This window comes from Paenibacillus spongiae (assembly GCF_024734895.1).
Classification (GTDB): domain Bacteria; phylum Bacillota; class Bacilli; order Paenibacillales; family Paenibacillaceae; genus Paenibacillus_Z; species Paenibacillus_Z spongiae.
Window position 1 is genome coordinate 6,757,508 of sequence record NZ_CP091430.1, and the last position, 22,162, is coordinate 6,779,669.

21 protein-coding genes, 1 pseudogene and 1 other annotated feature are annotated in these 22,162 nt (G+C 50.3%); of the genes and pseudogenes, 8 read left to right on the plus strand and 14 right to left on the minus strand.

The window, feature by feature from the left end:
- The first annotated feature begins 45 nt into the window (after nucleotides 1-45).
- From L1F29_RS30345 to L1F29_RS30360, 4 genes are read left to right on the plus strand one after another with little or no spacing between them, the layout of a single operon-like run.
- Nucleotides 46-807, plus strand: coding sequence for an SDR family NAD(P)-dependent oxidoreductase (locus L1F29_RS30345; protein ID WP_258385736.1), 762 nt, complete (start codon nucleotides 46-48; stop codon nucleotides 805-807).
- The gene (locus tag L1F29_RS30350) at nucleotides 804-1,580 is read left to right on the plus strand and encodes a creatininase family protein (RefSeq protein ID WP_258385737.1); all 777 of its coding nucleotides are present in this window, start codon (nucleotides 804-806) and stop codon (nucleotides 1,578-1,580) included. The genes L1F29_RS30345 and L1F29_RS30350 overlap by 4 nt, the downstream gene beginning before the upstream one ends.
- Before the next feature lie 2 nt (nucleotides 1,581-1,582).
- The gene (locus tag L1F29_RS30355) at nucleotides 1,583-2,704 is read left to right on the plus strand and encodes a hypothetical protein (RefSeq protein WP_258385738.1); all 1,122 of its coding nucleotides are present in this window, start codon (nucleotides 1,583-1,585) and stop codon (nucleotides 2,702-2,704) included.
- Between the two features lie 36 nt (nucleotides 2,705-2,740).
- Nucleotides 2,741-3,118 (plus strand): RidA family protein, encoded by a 378-nt coding sequence (locus L1F29_RS30360; RefSeq protein WP_258385739.1) that lies wholly within the window; start codon nucleotides 2,741-2,743, stop codon nucleotides 3,116-3,118.
- Between the two features lie 250 nt (nucleotides 3,119-3,368).
- Here L1F29_RS30360 and fecE read toward each other — a convergent pair.
- A pseudogene (gene fecE, locus L1F29_RS30365) lies at nucleotides 3,369-3,485 on the minus strand (Fe(3+) dicitrate ABC transporter ATP-binding protein FecE); the annotation flags it as partial.
- A gap of 174 nt (nucleotides 3,486-3,659) precedes the next feature.
- Here fecE and L1F29_RS30370 point away from each other — a divergent pair.
- Nucleotides 3,660-3,827 (plus strand): hypothetical protein, encoded by a 168-nt coding sequence (locus tag L1F29_RS30370; protein ID WP_258385740.1) that lies wholly within the window; start codon nucleotides 3,660-3,662, stop codon nucleotides 3,825-3,827.
- 931 nt (nucleotides 3,828-4,758) lie between these two features.
- Here the strand turns inward: L1F29_RS30370 and L1F29_RS30375 are convergent.
- From L1F29_RS30375 to L1F29_RS30385, 3 genes are all read right to left on the minus strand, one after another.
- Nucleotides 4,759-5,955, minus strand: a complete 1,197-nt coding sequence (locus L1F29_RS30375) for an MFS transporter (RefSeq protein WP_258385741.1) — start codon at nucleotides 5,953-5,955, stop codon at nucleotides 4,759-4,761.
- Between the two features lie 30 nt (nucleotides 5,956-5,985).
- Complete coding sequence (locus tag L1F29_RS30380; RefSeq protein WP_258385742.1) at nucleotides 5,986-6,801, minus strand: MerR family transcriptional regulator; 816 nt, start codon at nucleotides 6,799-6,801, stop codon at nucleotides 5,986-5,988.
- Nucleotides 6,802-7,029: 228 nt separating this feature from the next.
- Entirely contained in the window at nucleotides 7,030-7,608 is a 579-nt protein-coding gene (locus tag L1F29_RS30385; RefSeq protein WP_258385743.1) for a TetR/AcrR family transcriptional regulator, read from the minus strand.
- A 371-nt stretch (nucleotides 7,609-7,979) separates the two neighbouring features.
- Between L1F29_RS30385 and L1F29_RS30390 the strand changes: the two genes are divergently transcribed.
- Both L1F29_RS30390 and L1F29_RS30395 read left to right on the plus strand, forming a co-directional pair.
- Nucleotides 7,980-9,143, plus strand: coding sequence for an MFS transporter (locus L1F29_RS30390; protein ID WP_258389859.1), 1,164 nt, complete (start codon nucleotides 7,980-7,982; stop codon nucleotides 9,141-9,143).
- 423 nt (nucleotides 9,144-9,566) lie between these two features.
- Nucleotides 9,567-10,313, plus strand: a complete 747-nt coding sequence (locus L1F29_RS30395) for a PEP-utilizing enzyme (RefSeq protein ID WP_258385744.1) — start codon at nucleotides 9,567-9,569, stop codon at nucleotides 10,311-10,313.
- Between the two features lie 118 nt (nucleotides 10,314-10,431).
- Here the strand turns inward: L1F29_RS30395 and L1F29_RS30400 are convergent, their stop codons facing one another.
- From L1F29_RS30400 to L1F29_RS30445, 10 genes are all read right to left on the minus strand, one after another.
- Complete coding sequence (locus L1F29_RS30400) at nucleotides 10,432-10,914, minus strand: hypothetical protein (protein WP_258385745.1); 483 nt, start codon at nucleotides 10,912-10,914, stop codon at nucleotides 10,432-10,434.
- A gap of 131 nt (nucleotides 10,915-11,045) precedes the next feature.
- Nucleotides 11,046-12,389, minus strand: coding sequence for an MATE family efflux transporter (locus L1F29_RS30405; protein ID WP_258385746.1), 1,344 nt, complete (start codon nucleotides 12,387-12,389; stop codon nucleotides 11,046-11,048).
- Between the two features lie 311 nt (nucleotides 12,390-12,700).
- Nucleotides 12,701-13,588, minus strand: a complete 888-nt coding sequence (locus tag L1F29_RS30410; RefSeq protein WP_258385747.1) for an NAD(P)-dependent oxidoreductase — start codon at nucleotides 13,586-13,588, stop codon at nucleotides 12,701-12,703.
- An 18-nt stretch (nucleotides 13,589-13,606) separates the two neighbouring features.
- Nucleotides 13,607-14,443, minus strand: a complete 837-nt coding sequence (locus tag L1F29_RS30415; RefSeq protein ID WP_258385748.1) for a phytanoyl-CoA dioxygenase family protein — start codon at nucleotides 14,441-14,443, stop codon at nucleotides 13,607-13,609.
- A 136-nt stretch (nucleotides 14,444-14,579) separates the two neighbouring features.
- Nucleotides 14,580-15,344, minus strand: a complete 765-nt coding sequence (locus tag L1F29_RS30420) for an AraC family transcriptional regulator (RefSeq protein ID WP_258389860.1) — start codon at nucleotides 15,342-15,344, stop codon at nucleotides 14,580-14,582.
- Between the two features lie 377 nt (nucleotides 15,345-15,721).
- A complete protein-coding gene (locus tag L1F29_RS30425; RefSeq protein WP_258385749.1) occupies nucleotides 15,722-16,099 on the minus strand; it encodes a hypothetical protein in 378 nt (125 codons plus the stop codon).
- A gap of 17 nt (nucleotides 16,100-16,116) precedes the next feature.
- A complete protein-coding gene (ilvN, locus tag L1F29_RS30430) occupies nucleotides 16,117-16,602 on the minus strand; it encodes an acetolactate synthase small subunit (RefSeq protein ID WP_258385750.1) in 486 nt (161 codons plus the stop codon).
- Nucleotides 16,599-18,293, minus strand: coding sequence for a biosynthetic-type acetolactate synthase large subunit (gene ilvB / locus L1F29_RS30435; RefSeq protein ID WP_258385751.1), 1,695 nt, complete (start codon nucleotides 18,291-18,293; stop codon nucleotides 16,599-16,601). Before ilvB ends, ilvN begins: the two co-directional genes overlap by 4 nt.
- A 122-nt stretch (nucleotides 18,294-18,415) precedes the next feature.
- Nucleotides 18,416-18,689, minus strand: a binding site (T-box leader).
- 545 nt (nucleotides 18,690-19,234) lie between these two features.
- Complete coding sequence (locus tag L1F29_RS30440) at nucleotides 19,235-20,104, minus strand: DMT family transporter (RefSeq protein ID WP_258385752.1); 870 nt, start codon at nucleotides 20,102-20,104, stop codon at nucleotides 19,235-19,237.
- 287 nt (nucleotides 20,105-20,391) lie between these two features.
- The gene (locus L1F29_RS30445) at nucleotides 20,392-21,033 is read right to left on the minus strand and encodes an NAD(P)-dependent oxidoreductase (protein WP_258385753.1); all 642 of its coding nucleotides are present in this window, start codon (nucleotides 21,031-21,033) and stop codon (nucleotides 20,392-20,394) included.
- Nucleotides 21,034-21,362: 329 nt separating this feature from the next.
- On the opposite strand from L1F29_RS30445, the gene L1F29_RS30450 reads away from it, so the two are divergent.
- On the plus strand, nucleotides 21,363-22,145 hold the full coding sequence (locus L1F29_RS30450; protein ID WP_258385754.1) for a helix-turn-helix domain-containing protein: 783 nt from the start codon (nucleotides 21,363-21,365) through the stop codon (nucleotides 22,143-22,145).
- Nucleotides 22,146-22,162: the final 17 nt, after the last annotated feature.

The window sequence follows — 22,162 nt, forward strand, 5'->3', positions numbered from 1 at the left end:
CCGCTGCGCTGTCCGTCCCTAATACGAATGTTGGGAGTGTACAATATGGGAGCATTACAACTGGATAATAAGGTCATCTTCATTACGGGTGCCTTAGGAGCTGCCGGAAGCGCGGCCGTAAAGCTGTTCTTGGAAAGAGGCGCGCTAATCGCAGCGTGCGATATCCGGCCTGCATCCGATTTTGCCGAGCTGGAATCATTGACGGAACAATACGGTGGCGACCGATTGATGTTCGTACAAAGCGATATGCGGGTTGAGGCCGATGTCCGCGAAGCCGTCGCTTCAGTTGAACGGGCCTTCGGAAGATTGAACGGCTCCTACCATAATGCCTATGTCAACAAAGTAGGCTTGATCGCCGATCAATCCCTGGAGGATTGGGAGGATTGCATCGCCGGGACACTCACCAGCACGTTTCTGGTCATGAAGTATGCCGCTGCGCTCATGATCCCATCCGGCGGCGGTTCGATCGTCAGTACCTCCTCCGTGCTGGGAGGCAGCATCCTCCGCTCGGGCAATGCGGGTTATGGCGCAGGGAAAGCCGGGCTCGAGCAGCTGACGCGGATCGCCGCCCTCGAGTATGCCCCGTACGGCATTCGAGCCAACGCGGTTGTACCTGGCGATTTCAAGTCCGATGAATTATTAGCCCAGCTCTCTCAAGCCCATCTGGATTTTATGAGCAAGATCAGCATGATCGGCAGAAGCGGAACCCCCAATGAAATTAACGAAGTAGCGGCCTTCCTGCTGTCCGACGCCGCATCCTATGTAACCGGCTCGATGTATCCGGTAACCGGAGGGATCATGTCTTGACACAAATACGGCTTCACTACCATACCCGAGATGAAATAACCGAGAAGGCGCGGAGCGGCTCCGCCGTTGTCGTCCCCTTGGCGGCCACCGAGCAGCACGGCCCTCACCTGCCCGTCTTCACCGACAGCCTGATCTGCGAACATATTGCGGCTGAAGCCGTGCGCCAAGCGGCGGAGAGCGTTCCAGTCCTCGTATCTCCCGTACTCACGATCGGCTGCTCCCATCATCATCTGAATTTCGGGGGTACGCTCTCTTATACCTCTGCGACTTATTTGCAGATGCTGCGGGACATTGGCGAAAGTCTGATCACCGACGGCTTTCAGAAAATCATCTTTCTTAACGCGCATGGCGGCAATGACCCGATCATGATGCAGACTGCCAATGACCTCGCCGTCCGGTACCCTGTTTGGACGGCAGCCGCCTCCTACTGGAGCATCTCCCGTTCCGCATTGACCGCGTGCAATGCGGCCGAGGTCGGCATGGTGCCAGGCCATGCGGGCGGGTTCGAAACGGCCGCTATCCTGGCTCTGCATCCAGAGCTTGTCCGCACCGAACGTTTCGCCGAATCGCACATCTCCCGTCCGTGGATCAATTCCGGACCGGCCGGAACCTTTATCGGGAAGCATAAGGAGTTGACCGGCTTCGATGGCTATACCGATGCGCCAAACAAAGCCACGGCGGAATTGGGCAGCCGATATTTGGGAGTCATTGCAGGCAGCGTATCGGCTTGGCTCGTCTCAACCATTCAAGCCATGACAGAAGGAGGCAATTAAAGATGTTCAACATTAACCCCATGCCCAAAGGCAATGTGAAACGGGTCGCTGTCATCGTGACCCAGTATTTCTTCAATTCCCATGCGGACGTTATTCTGGGTCGGCTGTTCGGAGGGTTCGACTATCACCCTCAGGTGGAAGTCGTCTCCCTCTATACCGATCAGGTGCCGGATAATGATATGAGCCGGTCCGAAGCAGCCCGCTGCGACGTCCCCATCTATGCGACGATTGAAGAAACGATCAAGACGCCCTATCATAACGGCGGGGTAGACGGCATTATCATTATTGGCGAGCACGGCGATTATCCGGATGATGAGAAGGGTCAGAAGATGTATCCGCGCCGGCGGCTGCTGGAGGACACGCTGCGAACGATGGACGAGTTGAATCTGGTCGTCCCGATCTTCTCTGACAAGCACTTATCTTATGATATTCAGGATTCGGTCTGGATGTATGAACAGCTCCGGCAGCGGGGCATTCCATTCATGGGGGGATCGTCGATTCCTCATATTCCGCCCGTCCCTTCCTTTGATCCGAAGCTTCTGGAGCAAGCCGGCGAGCTCCTGATCGTCAGCTTCTCCGATGCCATCGAGGCGTACGGCTACCATGGATTAGAGCTGATGCAGTCACTCGCCGAGAAACGGGCCGGCGGGGAATCGGGCGTGAAATCGGTCCGCGTTCTTCAAGGGTCCGCGGTCTGGGAGTCGATGGACCGCGGCGACTGGCCGGAGGATCTGATGCTGCAAACCCTATCCCTCTATGAAGACAGAGCGAATGTCCACCCGAGGGAGTCGGACGATCTTACGATCCTATTCGCGATTGAGTACAGAGACGGATTCAAAGGCTACGTCATTCAGCAGAGCACGATCGTCGATCAATGGGGATTTGCTTTCCGCGGCCAGGATAGCACGGTCACGGCAGCGATCAGCGCAACCGATACGAATCGGCCCTGGAAGCACTTTGCCCGGCTGACCGGCATGATCGAAACCTTCATTATTTCAGGACAGGAGCCCTTTCCTGCCGAACGCATTCTGATGTCAAGCGGATTAACGAATTTGTCCATGGAAGCCTTGTTCCATAAGAACAAACGGGAAACCCCCGAGCTCGACTTCAGCTATGGACAGTGATTGTCTTGATCATCTATCAGTAGGAGGATAACACACATGCACAAGCCGAACACGTCGGAAGTACCCACTGGTTTGCCATTTTCTCCAGGAATCGAAACCGAGTCTGCCCTCTACGTTTCCGGACAAGGGGGAATAGACCCGGTAACGGGCCAAATCGTCGGTCCCGACATCGAATCGCAAACCGTAACGACCATGGAGAACATCCGCAGCGTTCTGCTTTCATACAATATGGATTTGAAAGATGTAGTTAAAGTGAACGTCTATTTATCGGACCGGCATTTATACCAGGAATTCAACGAAATCTATGCCCGTTTCTTCCAAGCGCCTTACCCGGCAAGAACGACCATCTACTGCAATTTGAACTACGACCTGCTGGTCGAAATCGATGCGATTGCCGTGCCTGGGAGGAAATAGGCGGATTCAATAAAAGAACTGCGCGGGGCGAATGTTCTTCCGATCGCGGTTGTTTCCGGATTCCTTGAACAATCTGGACAGGGTTGGAATCCGTAAAACAAAGGCGAACGCTGACGCTTCTTCAGAATCATTCGCCCTGCTTCGTTTTTTTGTTTTTCACCGGGTGAAGAGGAAAAACAAAATATTCACCGATTTATATCGATAGAGAACGGCAGCCGATTTGATCGCTGCCGTTTCTTATGTTTCAGGGTCTGGCAATCTTGATTGCTACAATATGCTGAGCGAAGCGGCTTGCGTGATTGAGATCATGTACGACCATGACGATCGTTCGGCCTTCTTCGCGTTTCAGCTTCTGCAGCAACCGCAATCGGCATTCGATCTCACCATTGCGACCTTACTACTTGCGGATAGCGCTTCGTGCTGACATCGGGGTTCTATTGGAACAATGACGGAATCTCTTAGCGTCGCCCCCCGACGTTTCTAGTTGCGCCCGAAGTTTGTTAAACTAGAAGGTGCGATCATACACGAAAGGGAGACGATCATGGTCGTTGCCATCGATACGATTATAATCAAATCTGGCCACGTCGGCGAAGTGAGCGAGCGGTTCAAAAACCCGAAGGACGTGCGGCAAGCGGCGGGATTTGTCCGCATGGAGCTGCTGGCCGTTACAAGTTCAGTCCCCCTTCATGTACACGGTATACGGACATAGAATCCGTTATTTGTGACAAACATCTTATTGGACGCACCGTCCGGACATCAGGTCCGCTATTCGCACCAAATGACCACATTCCTCCGATATTCGCATGAATAACGTCTCTGGTGCCCGTTACCTCTCCAATTCGGCTCCATATTCAACAATAGCGCATCTGATGTCCGTTACCAGTTCAGTCCCCCTTCATGTACACGGTATACGGACATAGAATCCGTTATTCGTGACAAACACCTTATTGGACGCACCGTCCGGACATCAGGTCCGCTATTCGCACCAAATGACCACATTCCTCCGATATTCGCATGAATAACGGCTCTGGTGTCCGTTACCTCTCCAATTCGGATCCATATTCAACAATAGCGTCTCTGGTGTCCGTTACAGGTTCAGTTCCCCTTCATGTACACGGTATGCGGACATAGAATCCGTTATTTGTACAAACATCTTATTGGACGCACCGTCCGGACATCAGGTCCGCTATTCGCACCAAATAACTACATTCCTCCGATATTCGCATGAATAACGTCTCTGGTGTCCGTTACCTCTCCAATTCGGCTCCATATTCAACAATAGCGCATCTGATGTCCGTTACCAGTTCAGTCCCCCTTCATGTACACGGTATACGGACATAGAATCCGTTATTTGTGACAAACACCTTATTGGACGCACTGTCCGGACATCAGGTCCGCTATTCGCACCAAATGACCACATCCCTCCGATATTCGCATGAATAACGTCTCTGGTGTCCGTTACCTCTCCAATTCGGCTCCATATTCAACAATAGCGCATCTGATGTCCGTTACCAGTTCAGTCCCCCTTCATGTACACGGTATGCGGACATAGAATCCGCTAGGCCTAGTGCGATCGTTTGTCCACGAAAGAACCGTAAGCAGACTTCTTTAGATAAGCTTATCCAGCGTGAATCCAATGGTTAAGATGGGAACACCTTGTTTTTACTAAACCATGCTTTTCGGTCTAAACGACAACTGATAAAGGTTAGTATGGATGCAGCCATCGCAACGATCCCTCCGGACCAGGAAACATCGATTAGCTTCATATTCGTCGTGACAAATCCCCCCAGAGAAGATCCAAGCGCAATCCCTACATTGACAGATACCGGAGTTAATGACGAAGCCAAATCTTTAGCCGCCGGGTAATGCTTATGGGCTAAATCAATGAAATACAATTGCATGGTAGCGTTCATCGTATAAACGACAAGGGCAATGAGCGATATGCTGATCAATCCCGTAATCACCGAGTTGTGAGAAACATAAATCGATGCGAGAATGCCGGCTTGAATAAGAAATACATACCGGAGTTTCTGGATCCCGTTGCGAGCCGCTAATTTACCCCCAATAAGCGTACTAAAGACGGACATTATACCGAAAAGCAAAAATACTAGGCTAATATATGGATCCGGAACAGAGAGCGCTTCCTGCAGGAGAGGGGTTAAATAGGTATATACCGTATATGTCGCCCCAATGCTTAGCGCCGGAATAAAGAATGCTATTCCAATACGCGAATTGGTTAATAATCCAATTTGTTTTCTTAATGAACTCCGTGATCCCTTTATTCCTCTGGGGATTGCTGCCGAGCTTGCGATCAGAGAAACGATTCCCAATAAAGCGGTAAACCAAAAAGCCATATGCCAACCGCCCCATTGTCCAATATAGGTACCGAGAGGTACCCCGATTACACTTGCTATTGTAAAACCCGTAAAAATGATTGAAATGACCGTCCCCCTCTGATCGGCAGCTACTGTTTCACTGGCAACAGCCATTGCCAGTGCGATTAAAACTCCGGTAACAACCGCAGTAATCATTCTGGAAACAAGAAGCAGTGCGTAAGATCCGGATAGTGCGGTCATAATGTTGCCCGCAATAAACACGGCGATCAATGTAAGCATTAGAGGGTACTTGGAGAAACGACTGAAAATAGCCGTCAAGATTGGTGTAGCTAGTGCAAAAGTTATGGCAAAAGCAGACACCAGGGTTCCTGCCGTTGAAATGGCGATATTTAAGTCGGTTGACACTTCCGTTAACAGCCCAACAATGACAAATTCACTCGTCCCCAGAACGAAGGTTAGTACAAATAAGTTTATCGTCAGAAGCTTTTGATGTTTATTCAAAGCTGAATCTCCTTTTTAATGCGATCATCATCAAGCTCTTTCAACGGCAATCTGAATCTCGGCAACGTAAGAATTTGCGTCTCCCGACTTTTCATGAGGTATGCAGATTTCCCGTCGCGGCTCATTCTCTTTCATTCGATATCCGTTTCGTTCGATCCATACGGCCAATTCCGCACTCGCGGTGCAGGGGCTCGTTGTATTGCAATGATGGATGAGCGTGGCCATCATCGGAACTTCCGGCAATCGTTTTAATGTAAAGGGGGACCGGCTTGGCATATCGCTAGTGACAATACGAGCCACTTCAATGTCGATATCATCATCGCATTCCTCGCAGCCATGCCAAAGAACCATCTGGGACCTCGTAGACAGACCGGAGTTGCCTGCATGATCGTCAAGCGCTTGGAAAAGCTCGGGAATTTGGGTAAGCGCAGCCCGCTTGCGGTAAGACAGGACAAGTTGAGATTCAACCTTTTTCAAGACGACATCATGCGCCATCTGGCGTTTATCTTCGCTCTCGATGGTACACAGACGTTCCTTGATTCGGTCAAGTTTAGCCTGTTCCATTTCCAACATGGCCTGGATCTCGGCTTGCTTAAGTCTAAACATCCCTTTGATTTGTTCCAGCGGGATTTGCTCGCCCATCATCTGACGAATCTGATCCAACGAGAAGCCCAATTCTTTATAGGCCAAAATACGATGAAGTTGAAACATTTGGTCAGCCGAATAATACCGATACCCCGTGAATTTATCGGTGTGGACGGGCTTGAGCAAGTTCAACTGGTCGTAGTAACGGAGTGTCTTGATGGACACTTGGCTGATCTTTGAAAACTCGCTGATTTTAAACATTGGACACACTCCCTGCGTGAACATTTCAATTCTGCTCTTGTCTGTTCAGAGTATAACCTTCCCGTCAAGGGGAGAGTCAAGCTCCCAAACTGGATGCCTTCCGTCCCAAGGAGTGTGAACGGCCGTAACAGTAATTAGCGATCATAGAGGGGAGGACTAACGCATCTTTACTAAAAAAAGCCGCGATTTACGCGGCTTCAGCTGAGGGTATTATCAATAAAATCATCGTTATTCAAGCAATGAGAGTATGACCGTTACAGAGTTATCAATAAAGGATCGTTCCGGACGCGATTTCATCAACACGGCAAGTCCGATTAACGATACGACTAATGTCTGCGCTAAAGCTTTTGCATTATTATTGGCTTTCAACTCACCCGATTGAATACCTCGTTCAATTCTTTCTTGGAAAATGACGGAAAGATACATTTGATGTTCTCTAGTAAGGATTTCAAATTTCTCATCATGAGGGGCAAGCTCCACCATCGTATTGATGCAAAAGCACCCCCGATTAGAGCCTCCTTCATATTCCGCCTCCACCCAACCCTCAAAATAGGAGCGAAACGCTTCCTTTACAGATGGGTTTTGAAGTCTAGCCCGAACATAGGAAGCGTGGGATTGCGTATATTTACGCAGCGCCGCTTCGAATAGTTCTTTTTTGTCTCCAAAGGCAGCGTATATGCTTGGCCGCTGAATGCCCATCTTAGATGTCAGATCGCTTAAAGATGTCGCTTCGAACCCCTTCTCCCAAAATAGTTGCATGGCAGCGTCCAATGCCTTGTCCACATCGAATTCACGAAGACGAACCATAAATGACCTCCATTATTTCATAACGTTCAGTATAATATGATTGTATTATTTTGAATGGGATGTTGTCAATTTGATTGTTTATGGAGTTATAAACTCTAAACTCAACTAAGGTTAAAGTCATCCTCTTTCCTTGATAGCTCACCAAATTTCTACTATCGTGAATATCTTGACAACTCACATTTGCGTGAGGTATATTTTCTTAAAATCATTTTGTACTGATTGGTATATTATATTGATCGGTACAAAAAGGGGTATGGAGCGTGAAAATTAAAACAAATGAAGCAAATCCGTCAATCATCGCCAGCGCTTGTACGGAAGTCGAAGCCTCCCAAGGAGCGGCTGTTAGGGCTGAATCAGCCCCCGTCCCTTCCATGTCGCGCCATGCAGCTCTGTTCTTCGCAATCGCCTGCGGTCTTGCCGTTTCCAGTATCTACTATGCGCAGCCGCTACTCGACTCGCTTGCGAACGAGTTCGGCATCGAACAATCGTCCGTTGGAATTGTCATTACCGTTACTCAGATTTGTTATGCGCTGGGATTATTTCTGTTAGTACCGCTCGGCGATCTGCTGAATCAACGTCGGCTTATCATTAGTATGATGCTTTTATCCGTGTTAGCTCTTATTGTGGTTGGTACTGCTCCCACGATAACTATGCTTTTCATTGGTTTAGCTTTCGTAGGTATGCTTGCGGTCGTGACACAGTTGTTAGTATCGTTCGCTTCCACTTTGGCTGCCCAAGCCGAACGAGGAAGAATAGTTGGCTTTGTGACAAGCGGCGTAGTGATCGGAATTCTGCTCGCAAGAACATTTGCCGGTGTATTAACCGATCTCGCTGGCTGGCGTTCGGTCTATCTCGTCACTGCAGCTTTGATGCTCATTATGTCTGGCGCTTTATACCGGGTACTCCCCCATTATAAATATGAAAGAGAATCGCTATCCTATCCACAGCTGCTTCGTTCGGTGTTCAATTTGTTTGTTCAGGAAAAGGTCTTGCGCATCCGCGTCATTTTGGCTTTGCTGATATTTACTGCATTTAGTACGTTGTGGACTTCGTTGGTGCTTCCTCTTACTTCGCCTCCACTATCTCTTTCGCATACCGCTGTTGGTGCACTTGGTCTCGCCGGCGCTGCTGGAGCATTAGCGGCAGCTCGGGCAGGGCGGTACGCCGATCGTGGTTTGGGACAGCGAACAACGGGCATTGCGCTGACTCTGCTGTTGGCATCATGGTTACCCATCCGTTATACCGAATACTCGTTGTTCGTCTTGGTCATTGGCATTGTCCTTCTTGACGCGGCGGTACAAGCTATACATGTAACGAACCAGAGTTTGATCTTTAACGTGCGCCCTGAGGCACGAAGCCGGCTCACCGCCGGGTACATGATATTCTATTCCATTGGCAGCGCCACCGGATCAATCGCTTCGACCAATATCTACGCATACGCAGGTTGGAACGGAGTGAGCCTGTTTGGTGCCGCTGTCAGTGCTTTAGCCCTCCTATTTTGGGCATTAACTTGCCGCAAGCCGACAGTCAAATAAAAACAATAGCTACAATCATACTGGATTAGCTGCTATTGCTGCTGCCGCTGTTGTCCTTGTCGCTCATTGCTCATGATCGCCTTATCCCCTTAACCGTATTTTTTATTTAACGGAATCAAGATCGGCTGCATTCGGCAGCCATTTTATTGAAGCAACTACATTGACTTAAGGTATGCCTTGTGATAATTTTGAGTTACCAAAATACGGAAAGAGGTGAAGTGCGATGAAAACCATTCAAACTATGATCAATAAACGATTACGAAGTGTTTCATCTCGCTCATCTTTTCGGTATAGGCTTTTCATGAAGAATAGCTGATAGACATGTTTTTTAACTTAAAGAACATGTTTTCAGTGAAAAGCTAAGACCATGGTCAGATGATGCCATGGTCTTTTTTTGCGTTTCATAAACAATGAAAGGGGCAGATGATTTTCAACAAGATCAGAATCGCTTACGGTGAGGTACTTGAACATTTCAAACCGATATTAAGGAATGCTTACCAGCGCATATACAGCTATCAGCTGGATCGTACAACTGAAAATGAATCACAAATGCGCGAAGCCATTAATGCGACAAGGGAGATATTGGAGTTCTTCGCAAACCATTTGCCTTATTCAAAGGCCAAATATATATTTGCCCTGAGAAGACTGGATGAAATGGCTCCGTTTGACCTCATTATGTGTTTCGATCAAGCGATCTTTGAAATGCATGTATGGGAAACGCTAAATGAACTGAGGATCAAGAAAGGAGAATGGGCCAAAAACAACACTTGGAGCAAAGAGCTTCGCGATTTATTGAATGAACGGCAAGAAGTTCGCCATAATGATAACTTGAATGTTGAAGAGGAATTTTTAATAAGCGGCACCCCGGCATCTAGAGGAAGTGCCCAAGGACGGGCCTGTATCGCTTTGGATAAAGAACATTTTCATAAAATTGCTAAAGGGGATATTCTTGTTACAACGATGACAACCCCCGAATTTATTGAGGTAGCCCATCTGATTTCCGGCCTCATTACAGATCGTGGCGGTGTCGTCTGCCATGCGGCGATTTTAGCCAGAGAGTTCAATATTCCTTGCGTCGTAGGATGTCGAACTGCAACGACAACCATCAAGGATGGCGATCAAATTCGTATGGACGCGATCTCTGGAATTGTCGTGAGTGTGATTCAATGAATCGGAAGCACATTTGCAACGTTGGGTCGAATAAAATAAAAGCCTCGTGACGATTACGTCACGAGGCTTTTATTTTAACACCAGCTAGAATGGCTGCGGAGAATAGAATACCGTCGATTTAATATCCAAATAGATCTTCGTTAATTTTCACGGCTTCTTCGTAATTTCTAGCAGGTGCAGATATATGCAGGTCCTTTCCCGTCCAACTGGTCTCACCAATCTTCTCCATTACCCATATGTTCAATTGGGCAAATTGATCCGAAATCACCAGAGAACCTAAAGGCCTTGATACAAGAGATCCGTTTACGTCAACATGATAATAATATAAGTTATCATCATAAAAATCGTTATTCCACTGACTGAAGTCTAAATCAATCAAGTTATACGTTTTGGTGAATTCATACTTATCAATGATGATTTTGCCGCGGAAGGTTTGCTTGCGGAACAGCGGTTTTGTTAGCATTCCTTTTACTTTGATTGTTATTGCTTCTGCACTTTCAGGCTTGCCTGCCCGATATTCCATAGCAGGATACGCAAGATCGATCTTTTGGGGGAATTGATATAAGTAAAGGAACAAAGAAACGGCTGCACCTAGTAACACGGCACAAGTTATAATTCCTTTCAGCCTTCTTTTTACCCATTCTATAATACCTCATCCCCTTTATCGGCCATGATTCTAAGTATCCTGCTCAATCATGTACTAGGACAGCTGGGCCGTGCTATTTCGAATCATTAGCCGTGTGACGCTTCTTTCAGCTTGACCGCCGACCAATCGGTCCGGTAAAAGCGGATCATGATCGACAGCCCCATGAACATAAGGAACGTATATAATGCCAGCCATGCGCCCACGCTTCCCCACTCCAACACGTTGATGAAGATATAGGCAAGCGGCACGAACAGCAGCCAGCTGGCGGCAAGCGATATTTTGAGCAAAAATGTCGTATCCCCGAGGCCTCGCAATCCGCCCGCGTAGAAATTCAGCAGTCCGTCGAAAATTTGCAGATAAGCCGAGATCATAATCAGAAACGCCGCCACTTCATAGACGGCCGGATCGGAGGAATATAACCGCGCAATCGGTTCGGCCAGGAATGTCTCTACCGTTCCGAGTATGATCAGAAAAATCGTTCCCAGGATCGCCGTATCCGTCCCTGCCCTCCTGCCCAGGTAGGCCTTGCCCTGCCCGACATATTGGCCGACCAGAATCGTGGCGGTCGCACCGAAGGCGAATGCCGGCATGAAGCCGAACGCCATGACGCTGAGCGCGACCTCGTTCGCCGCCAGCGCCGTATCGCCCAGCCGGGCTACAAAGGCGGTGAAGATGAACATCGATAAGCTGAGCGAGAACTCCTGCGCGCCCAGCTTACCGCTTTCCTGCAGCAGCAGCTTCATTTCCGGCCAGTTAAACTTCACAAGTTGGCGGGTGTTGAACCGCTTATGCAGGACGAAATAAAAGACGATCACACACACCAGCAGCTGAACCGCTTCACCGACCAGCACCGCTGCTCCTGCTCCGGTCAGACCAAGTTCAGGAAAACCCCAATGCCCGAAAGTAAGCGTGTATGTCAGAAAGATCATGATCAGATTGCTGATCAGTGCGATAACCATCGACAGCCGGGTCGCCCCGATCCCGCGCAGAAATCCGTGGAACACAAAGTTAATGATCCCGAAGGACATCGCAAAGAAACGGAGTTCAAGATAATAAGCGCCTTCCCTGACGAGATCCGCCGAGCCTCCGGTCAACCGCAGGATATCATCGGAGAGCGACAAGCCCACGACGGCGGTCAGCACCGCAAAGATCAGACATAAATAAAAGGCGAGATACGTCCGCTGGATCCCTTTCTGCATATCGTTCGAACCGAAATTCTGGGCAACCAGATAATTCACTGTATGACCGATCCCGGAGAAGATTGCAAAAGCGTTGTACATAATAATGTTGGAGACGCCGACGATTGCGATAATCAGGAAGCCGAGATCGCCCACCAGAATCAGATTGATCGTTCCCGTCACGGTAGCGGTGGCGAAGGACACCAGTGACGGAATGGCTAGAAGCAATATTTTTTTCCAATTTTGCAGCATACGTGTTGTTAGCCTCTTTTCAGCAGATGGTATACCCTTCTTTCGACATCGAAGGACCACTTCCTTTCTTTTGTAAGTTTAATCCGCGAACATAATTCTCCTGTATAACGTTGGAGCCCGGCCTGTCAAGAAAAAAAGCCGCTCCCATTAGCGGCCTTACTGTCAATGATCCACATGCCTATTAGGATTTAGCATCATGCAACATGGCCGCGGCGCACGGAGAGCACGAGGGTCATTGAAGCGTAATGAACTTGCCCTTTTATGGATAGCATGGCCAGCCATCGCCTAAAGATCGTGACCGACCGCAGTTATCAAGAAAGCTCTCCGTTTAGAAGCTTAAATAAAGCTTGAGTGCCGCTGTCCGCTTCTCCTTTATCTGCAAGCTCATCATACAAAGATTTAGCCAAATCGAGACCGGGGGTGAGGATTCCCATTTCTTTGGCAGCATCAAGCGCAATCCTCATATCTTTAATAAAGTGTTTTACGTAGAATCCGGGCTCGAAATCTCCGCTCATCATCCGCGGGGCCAGATTACTGAGCGACCAGCTTCCAGCCGCTCCCGTTTCAATGCTTTTCAACACGGTTTCCGGATGAAGTCCGGCTCTTTGGGCATATACCATCGCTTCGCAGACCCCAATCATATTCGATGCGATCGCAATTTGGTTGCACATCTTGGTATGCTGACCGGAACCTGCTCCTCCCTGTAAGATAATATTTTTGCCGATAACGGAAAACACAGGCAGCATCGCTTCGAATGCGTCTTCATCTCCGCCTGCCATAATGGCCAATCTAGCCTCTCTTGCCCCAATATCGCCTCCGGAAACCGGCGCGTCAAGCGCATAGATCCCTTTCTCTTTCGCTTCCGCATAAATTCTCCGGGCCAGCGACGGCGTAGATGTCGTCATATCGATGACATAGGAACCAGCTTGCGCATGAGCCAGAACCCCATTTTGCCCCAAATAAACGTCTTCCACATCTTTCGGATAGCCAACCATCGTTATGATTACATTGGCCCTGGACGCAATCTGGGCTGCAGTATCCATCCAAACGGCGCCAAGTGCCATCAGCTCTTCGGCCCGGCTTTTGGTCCGATTATAGACGATAACGGAGTATCCCGCCTTCATTAAATGCTTCGCCATGCTGTTACCCATGACGCCTGTTCCGATAAACCCGATGATATATTCTCGATTCACCGTCATTTGTTCGCTCCTGTACGTTTATTTATCAACCATCTCCGGTTGATGCTCTTTCAGCCATGCTCGCAGAGGCACATCGGCGTCCGTCGGACTATAATGACCGTTGCAGTTCACACTGGCGCCGAGCATCTGCCGTCGAATCGGATCGCTGCTTTCCCAGAGATGCTGTACGGTCATATCGTCCTTCGTGCGAATCCACCGGTAGCCATAGCCGTAAAACAAAACTTTACGCGTAATGTCCGACCAGTTCGGCGATGCTGCATGCCATAGACGCCTGTCAAAGAAAACCGCCGTACCAGGCTTGACGCAAACCGGGATTGCACCCTCAGGCTGGCCTTCGCGGTTCTTCGGTATTTCAAGGTTGTCTTTCAAGTGACTGCCAGGTACAATCCAAAAATTGCCCCGGTCCGGCTCCGAAATATCGGACAAGAAGTAAGCGACTTTTAGCGATAAGCGCGGACGCGGATGAGATTCCATTTCTATATTCACACGCCCGCTGTCCTGATGAAAGCCGAACGTTTTGTCGTTCTTCTCCTGCCCCGATGGCGGCGTCGCGATCATATGCGCATGGTACAAATATATATTCCAGCCGAGAATGCCCCAAACCTTCGGAAGAATCTTCTCATAATCGACAAGCTCAAGAAAAGAATGATGATCGGGAATGAAATTTGGATAAAACAAAGCCGTTTTCGAGTCATGTCCATTCTCAATCTTACTCTCGTAAATGCGATCGACTTGCGCTGTCAGTATCTCGACCTGCTCCGGCGACAATGCGTTTTCCATGATCAGATAGCCTTGCTCGTTGAACGTCCTGCGCTCTTCTTCCGTCAAAGCGTACTGCAAGCATGATGGATTCACCCAAAATCCCCCTCCAGATGATTGTTTTAAGAGCCTGACTTAATCATAATGGGTCTTAGGGGACGCTTTCGAGTAACGATCTATTTTTCTTTTGTACGATTCAACGGTTATTGTGTTAGCGTTAACAAGATTAGGGTCAATCTGTCCTTCCCTTCAAAAAAGCGGTGGGGGAACAACCTGTAAGCTTCTTGAAAACCCGGTTGAAATAGGCCTGATCGCAAAACCCGGTTTCTTCCGCAACCTCCCTGATCGGCATCATTTTATCCATCATCAGCTCTTTCGCCTTGGAAACCCGCACATGATGGAGATATTCGATCGGCGATAGTCCTGTAACGGACTTGAATAGATGAGAGATATGGTTTGGCGTCCTTCCTGTAAATTGGGTTAAGTCCTTCAACGAAACGGACTCCTTGTAATGATCCAAAATATATTTTTTAATATCTTCAGCCATATCGATTTTTTTGGCAGGCAGTTTCCAATTGTCCCGTTCATAATTGATGATGCTCAGCAATTCCAGCAGAATGGCATAACAGGTTGTTTCCGTATAAGGCCCTCTCATGAGCCAGTGATGCTTTAGCAGCAAAAATCGCTGCTTGAAATATTCAAACCCGCTTATTGACGTCATGCAGTACTGATTCTCAGTAAGGAGTGGCAGCAGCGTCCGATCCATATCGTCGATAGTGAAATGCGTTGCATAACGCTGATGGCCTTCAATCGAATACCCACCACGGATGGAACCGGCCGGAACAAAGAGAACGTCGCCTTTTTGTAATAAGACCGTTTCATCGTTTATCCAATAGATGATTTTCCCTTTCGTTACGACGATCATAATGTTATATTGCGTTTTGACCTTCGCCATTTCCCAATTCCCATTGAAATCCTTCACATAACAGGTATGCATCTTAATCAACGCGAATGACCTCCCGCATGATTGGCGCAAGTTCCCTCCGTGGAGCACTTTGTCAAAATCATCGAGCTGTTCGACGTTTCTCACGCCTGCTTCTTCCTCTCTATCATAATGCACAAACGGATTTCTTACACGATTACTTACTGCCACCTTGAACAAACGCCCCTATTCGGCTGCAATTCCATTACGTTGCTCTTAGACGAGCCCAAACAAAAAAGCACCTCCTATTTCGAAAGTGCTCATTAGTCGCTCTTCTTTTTAGCTATTTTATCTTCACCGTATACCTTCCGCCTTTGTTTCCAGATTCCAACCGTCATCCCGTTGGTTTACAGGAATCCGGAAACAACAGCGCTCGGAAGTAACAGCCTTTACTACTCCATACGCGCGATCCCTCGATAGGAATAGGCCAGCAGCGGCTTACCCGGATCGATGCCGATCCCGTTGTCCTCGCATTCTTCGCGGAAAGAAAGCATCTCATCGGGGTCATAGTTCATTAAGGCCTTCCCTTTGCCGACTCCCATACAGAGAATGTAGAGGTTACCGGACGGAGACTCGCATTCCATTACATAATGATCGGATTTGCTCCTGCCTTCGTCCGTAAAGATCGTGATGCTGGCTTCCTTCTTAATCTCGTCTCCGGGTTGGATAATCGAAGCGGCATTCTCCGCAACGAGCGCCTTGCTGACGATGCCCTCAATTCCTGTCTTGGCTAACAATTCCGCATCTGTAAACGTACTGCATGCACTCATGCGCTATGCTCCTTCCTTTAACGCTGCGTCCCCCGCGTCAACGCGGTCGTGCCTGTTCGAGACATCTCGACGATGCCGTATGCGCGCAGCAGATCGATGATCGCATTGATTTTATCGAGATCTCCCACCGCTTGGATGATCATATTGGTTTCGCCAATGTCCACAATGGAAGCTCGGAATACATCGACTATACCGACAATTTCCGGCCTTTTCAACGACTCGGCCTTTACCTTGATTAAGGCAAGCTCCCTGGCTACCATCGCATGATCGCTAAGATGGCTTACCCGCACGACATCGATCAGCTTATACAGCTGCTTCTCGATCTGCTCCAGCGTCCGCATGTCGCCTGTGGTGACGATGACCATTCGCGAAAGTCCGGACTCTTCGCAATTCCCTACCGTAACGCTGTCGATATTGAACCCGCGCCGGCCGAATAATCCGGCGACGCGCTGCAGAACGCCCGGCTGGTCATTCACTAAGACCGATAATGTATGCTTCTTCATTCCGCGTCCCCCATTTCCATTTGATCCAGCGTATCGCCGCTAAACACCATCGGATATACATTCTCTTCTGTCGGCACTTTGAACTCCACCAGAACGGGGCCCGGCGTTTGCAGCGCTTCCTGCCAGACCTGGCGCGCCTCGGCTTTCGTCTCTGCCCGCAGCCCTCTTACGCCATAGGCTTCGGCCAGCTTGACAAAGTCCGGGCTTCCCGCCAGTCCGATATGGCTTAACCGGTTGTCATGGATCAGCTCCTGCCACTGTTTGACCATCCCTAATACTTGATTGTTAATGACGACGATCTTGACCGGAATATGATGGATGGCGCAAATCGCCAATTCCTGCGCGCACATCTGCATCCCCCCGTCGCCGTTGATGGAGACGACGATCCGGTCCGGATTGCCGACCTGCGCCCCGATGGCGGAAGGGAACCCGAATCCCATCGTGCCCAGCCCTCCGGAGGTGATTAACGAACGGGGACGATGGAATTTATAGAACTGTGCCGTCCACATCTGATGCTGGCCGACGTCGGTCGTCACGATCGCTTCACCCTTCGTCGTGTCGCTGATCATCTCCAATACATATTGGGGCTTCAGCTCCGTCTCCGAATCCTTGTAGCGCAGCGGATATTCCCTTCTATTGCTCTCGATCGCCTGGAGCCATCTGTCCGACCGCGCCGGCTCGGCCTTCGCGACCGCATATTCGAGAATGGCTCGGATGTCGCCGATACAAGCCATGTCCGTGTGTACGTTCTTGCCAACCTCGGCCGGATCGATATCGATATGGGCAATCCGCTTCGCTTGCGGGGCGAAGCCGTCGAGCCTCATCGTCACCCGGTCATCGAACCGGGAGCCGATCGCCAGTAAAAGATCGGCATTCTGTATCGCTGTATTGGCCGCATAGGTTCCATGCATGCCGGGCATTCCGAGCCAAAGCTCATGAGCGCTCGGGAAACCGCCAAGCCCCATCAGCGTCGTCGCGACCGGAATCCTTGTTCGCTGGGCAAAGGCAATCAGCTCATCCGAAGCATTCGCGTGCACGACGCCCCCGCCGGCAATGATGACCGGACGCTCCGATTCCGCAATCGCTTGAAGGAGCTTATCGATCTCCGTTCGATCCGGCTCCGGAGCTCCCTGATAGCCGCGCAGCTCGATCGGGCGGGGCGGCTGAACCTCCAGCAGCTGATTGGAGACATCCTTCGGGATGTCGATTAATACCGGCCCCTTCCTGCCGGTATTGGCAATATGGAACGCCTCCCGGATGATACGCGGCAGATCGCGGGCATCGCGTACCAGATAGCCGTGCTTGGTGATCGGCATCGTGATGCTTACGATATCCGCTTCCTGAAAGGCATCCGTCCCCATAACTGCGGTAGGGACATTCCCCGTAATAATAACAATGGGCACCGAATCCATATGGGCCGTTGCAATGCCTGTGACCAGATTGGTTGCGCCGGGCCCGGAGGTCGCGATGCACACGCCTACTTTTCCCGTGGACCGGGCATAGCCGTCGGCCGCATGAATCGCCCCTTGCTCGTGACGGGTCAAAATATGCTTGAAATCCGGATTGCCGACCATTGCGTCATAGATGTACAGGACATTGCCTCCCGGATACCCGAATACACACTCGACGCCTTCTGCCAGCAGCCCGCGCAATAGAGCTTCAGATCCCGTGATCTGTTCCCGTTGTGTCATGTTAAAGACCTCCCTCAACCTCGTTTTTTTCGTTTTTTATCATTACCTTCGCCAAATAGGAGAAGAACGCTATGCATGCAGAAAACCCCTTCCATCCACAAACGGCAGCATGCTGCTTTCCGTTAAGGGACGAAAGGGGTTAATTTTCGCGGTACCACCCTGATTTGCCGAGGATCTCGCGATCTTCAGCCTCATGAGGCAAGGAAGCTTGTTCCTTACCTGCAGCACGATAACGTGTGCCGCTTCCGTCTGACCCTACTCGCCTTAACCGGTTCGGCTTTCGGATCAGCAGCTCCGAGACGACTCCATACAAGGGGATTATGGCAAAGGTCTCAGCAATCCCTTCGCTCTCTGGACATAAGAGCCCCTGTACTTGATTCTCTTCATCGCTTGTTTGTATATGTTATAGAACGCAACAAAACCCCTCTCATCCACGACCGGGCAGCATACTGCCGGGTCAAGGGACGAAAGGGGTTAATCTTCGCGGTACCACCCTGATTCGCCGAGGATCTTGCGATCTTCAGCCTCATGAGGTAAGGAAGCCTCCTTACCTGCAGCACGGTAACGTGTGCCACTCCGTCTGAAACTACTCGCCAATGAACCGGTTCGGCTTTCGAATCAACTGCTCCGAAGGCGACATCGTACGAGGGGATTACGGCAAAGGTCTCAGCTTTCCCTCTGCTCTCTGGACGTAAGAGCCCTGTACATTTTCCTCATCAACGCAGTTCGTTGTATTAGTTGGATCTTATTATAGCACAACGCAAAAATGTTTCAATCGGCTTTTTAGTCAGGATGCGCCTCTTTACACAATCTTATCCGCCGGGATCATTCCATATGCTCTTCGATTAGGGGCACGAGCTCCATATGTCCGAACTTCCTCTTGATCTTCTTAGCCAGCCTTCTCACGCCAAAGATCTCCGTAAAGGTATGGCTTCCGACGATTATACCCGGCGGTTCACCAAATAAATGCTCGCAAGGATGCAGAGAAGTCCGGCCAGCAGCGAGAGCGTAACCGATTCGCGGAGGAAGAGCGCGCTCGACAGAATCGATACGAGCGGGATGAGGAAGGTGTAAGATGCGACCCTGCTCGCCTCGCCGGAATCGATCAGCTTATAGAAGACCAGCCAGCCGAGCGCGATGACGAATACGGCAATGAAGAGCAAGCAGGCCACGAAGACCGGCTCCCAGTCGATATCGGACCAACTCTCCACAGCGGAGCCTGCAGCGGTCATGAGCAGCCCGCCTATCATTAATTGAAGCGTGACGAGCCAGATGGGATCTACGCGCGGACCTGTCTTCTTAACATAGATCGTTCCCAGCGCCCAGCTGAGCGCCGTCCCTAATGCCAGCAAAATCCCCGCCGCGGATACATGTCCGGCCAACCCTCCGGTGCTGATGATGCCGACCCCGGCGAAGCCGAGCAAGAGTCCGGTCATCTTGAGTCCGTTCATCGATTCGCCGAGCCACAGCCAAGAGAAGATGCCGACCAGCACCGGCTGCAGGAACACGATCGCCGAGAATAGCCCGGCCGGCAGATGATTCAGCCCGATTGTCTGCAGGCCGTAGTATAGAACCACGTTCACCATAGCTGAAACGAGATAGATCGGCCATGTCTCCCTGAGGCGCAATCTTTCGAATTTCGATAGCGCAACCGGCAGCAGCAGCAATCCCCCGAGCAGCGTTCGAATGCCGGAGAACAGCACCGGCGGTACGTAATCCAGCGCAATCTTCGATAGCGGCCAGTTGATGCCCCATACAATTACCAAAAATAAGATCAGCAGCCCCGTCTGCATCTTCGATCGTTGCATCATGTTGTATAATCTCCTTGTTGTCCCGATAGCCGCCTTGATTGCGAACTTTTACATTCGATTCTACGCCCCATTGTCTGCGTCCGCAACCTTTGAATTTGCGCATTGATGAACCGGCGGAAGACTCTTGGGCGGCGAATGAATTTCTCTCATCCGAATTAGAAAGAAGCGCCCATTCATTCATGGACGCTTGTTTCTCCCGGCTGTAAGCTGCCGCTATCTTCGGCACGCCGTCTCAGGCACTCATTAGACGAATCCTGCAGATACAGGAGGCGAATGCCGCTTGATCGTTATTCGGACTCGGATACAAGGGTGAACCGCTCGTTGATATGCTTCGGCTGCTCGATTTCGTCGACGATTGCAATGGCGTAGTCAGCGTAGCTGACGTGGCTTTCCCCTTTGGCGTTGACGATCAGATTATCTTTACCCGTTTGGTAGGCGCCCGTGCGTTTCCCCTCCGGATTGAAGAAGGCGGCCGGACTTACGAACGTCCACTTGATGCCCGTCGAATTGCGCAGATCTTCCAGGTTCTTGCCTTGGTTGGTTGCCGTCGCCTTGTATAGATCGGGAAATTCCGGCGTGTCGACGAGACGCGTCGTCTTCGCTTCATCCACGTACAGGCTGCCCGCGCCGCCAACTACAATCAGCCGGGTATTCGGCGCTTCCTGAAGAGCCGCGATTAGCGACCGTCCCGCTTCGACATGCAGATGCTCCTGACCGGGAGCCGCCCCGAACGCATTCACGATGACATCGAAGGCATCCAGATCCTGCGAGGTCAGATCGAAAATATCTTTCTCCACGACCGCTGCGCCCGATGCGTCCAGCTTCGCCGCATTCCGCACGATAGCCGTCAACTCATGGCCTCTGGCCGCCGCTTCCTTAAGAATAAGAGAACCCGCTTTACCGCTTGCTCCTATAATTCCGATTTTCATAACCGATACCTCCAATAAGTTGTATACGAAAGGAATTCTTGTTGTAACCATTCCGGTTATAACAAAATCAAAAAAATTTAGCTCATGCCCGCGCTTTCTCCATGGCATCCTGCGCCCGAGCCAGCAGCATTCTAACACCCTTCCGTTGTAACCATTATAGTTACATCTATAAGCGATTGTCAAGCACATGCGATCTGTATGCAGCCTTTCGAAGGATAGCCTCGCGGCGAACCGGCTTGAACGAATCATAAATCGAATGTATAGTGAATTCAGCAAAGTTCTCGCGGGCCGGATGCTGCTGGTTCGACAACGGGGAGGTCCGGGAAACTGTGGTCGTTGTTAGAAGCTTTATTGGTGCGCATGACAAAGATTGGGAAGACGACAGTCAATGGAGCCATCGGGATGCGGAGATCACGATTATTCTGGAAGGAACCTGCCGGTTCCGCCGGGGCGATGACGAACGACTCGCGGAGTCCGGACATGTCATTCTCATCCCGCCCAATCTGCCTCATTCCTTCCATGCGGTAACGCCCGTCCGGTTCGGGGTACTGCTGATCGACAGCCTTCCTCCGGGAGTCCGGGAATTGTTCGACCGGTTAATTATCGGCGGAGCTCCTCGCATCATTGCCTTGTCGCGCCTTGATCAGGATCATTATGAACGCTTGTTCCGCGAATGGCTCCGTGTCCGCTCCGCCCCGCTCAAAGAACCGGAGCGAAATTACATCGTGTGGATCGAGATGCTGCTGCTATTCTTGAACGAGCACTGCCATCCCGATCAGCAAGCGCGCTCGGTCGCTCATATTGGCGACTACATCCGGGAGCATCTGCAGGTGCCCCTGCAAATTTCCGCCCTGGCCGATATGGCCGGTCTATCGGAAGACGGGTTCCGCAAACGGTTCTATAAAGTGTACGGCATGACGCCCAAGCAGTACCAGCAGTCGTGCAAGCTTGCGGAGGCCAAGTGGCTGCTCAGCTCCTCGGATAAAAGCATGCAAGCGATCGCTGATCTGATCGGCTTCTCCCAGCTTCATTCCTTCTCGCTCTGGTTCAAGAAGCTGGAGGGCTGTCCCCCTACCGAATGGAGAACCCGTCAACGGTTATATCATCATTGATAGGGTATTCTTCATGA

Excerpts from the sequence above, each read along its gene's own strand:
- L1F29_RS30345 (WP_258385736.1), top strand. The coding sequence starts at position 46 with ATGGGAGCATTACAACTGGATAATAAGGTCATCTTCATTACGGGTGCC.
- L1F29_RS30355 (WP_258385738.1), top strand. The coding sequence starts at position 1,583 with ATGTTCAACATTAACCCCATGCCCAAAGGCAATGTGAAACGGGTCGCT.
- L1F29_RS30360 (WP_258385739.1), top strand. The coding sequence starts at position 2,741 with ATGCACAAGCCGAACACGTCGGAAGTACCCACTGGTTTGCCATTTTCT.
- L1F29_RS30370 (WP_258385740.1), top strand. The coding sequence starts at position 3,660 with ATGGTCGTTGCCATCGATACGATTATAATCAAATCTGGCCACGTCGGC.
- L1F29_RS30380 (WP_258385742.1), bottom strand. The coding sequence starts at position 6,801 with ATGTTTAAAATCAGCGAGTTTTCAAAGATCAGCCAAGTGTCCATCAAG.
- L1F29_RS30385 (WP_258385743.1), bottom strand. The coding sequence starts at position 7,608 with ATGGTTCGTCTTCGTGAATTCGATGTGGACAAGGCATTGGACGCTGCC.
- L1F29_RS30390 (WP_258389859.1), top strand. The coding sequence starts at position 7,980 with ATGTCGCGCCATGCAGCTCTGTTCTTCGCAATCGCCTGCGGTCTTGCC.
- L1F29_RS30395 (WP_258385744.1), top strand. The coding sequence starts at position 9,567 with ATGATTTTCAACAAGATCAGAATCGCTTACGGTGAGGTACTTGAACAT.
- L1F29_RS30405 (WP_258385746.1), bottom strand. The coding sequence starts at position 12,389 with ATGCTGCAAAATTGGAAAAAAATATTGCTTCTAGCCATTCCGTCACTG.
- L1F29_RS30410 (WP_258385747.1), bottom strand. The coding sequence starts at position 13,588 with ATGACGGTGAATCGAGAATATATCATCGGGTTTATCGGAACAGGCGTC.
- L1F29_RS30420 (WP_258389860.1), bottom strand. The coding sequence starts at position 15,344 with ATGCATACCTGTTATGTGAAGGATTTCAATGGGAATTGGGAAATGGCG.
- L1F29_RS30425 (WP_258385749.1), bottom strand. The coding sequence starts at position 16,099 with ATGAGTGCATGCAGTACGTTTACAGATGCGGAATTGTTAGCCAAGACA.
- ilvN (WP_258385750.1), bottom strand. The coding sequence starts at position 16,602 with ATGAAGAAGCATACATTATCGGTCTTAGTGAATGACCAGCCGGGCGTT.
- ilvB (WP_258385751.1), bottom strand. The coding sequence starts at position 18,293 with ATGACACAACGGGAACAGATCACGGGATCTGAAGCTCTATTGCGCGGG.
- L1F29_RS30440 (WP_258385752.1), bottom strand. The coding sequence starts at position 20,104 with ATGATGCAACGATCGAAGATGCAGACGGGGCTGCTGATCTTATTTTTG.
- L1F29_RS30445 (WP_258385753.1), bottom strand. The coding sequence starts at position 21,033 with ATGAAAATCGGAATTATAGGAGCAAGCGGTAAAGCGGGTTCTCTTATT.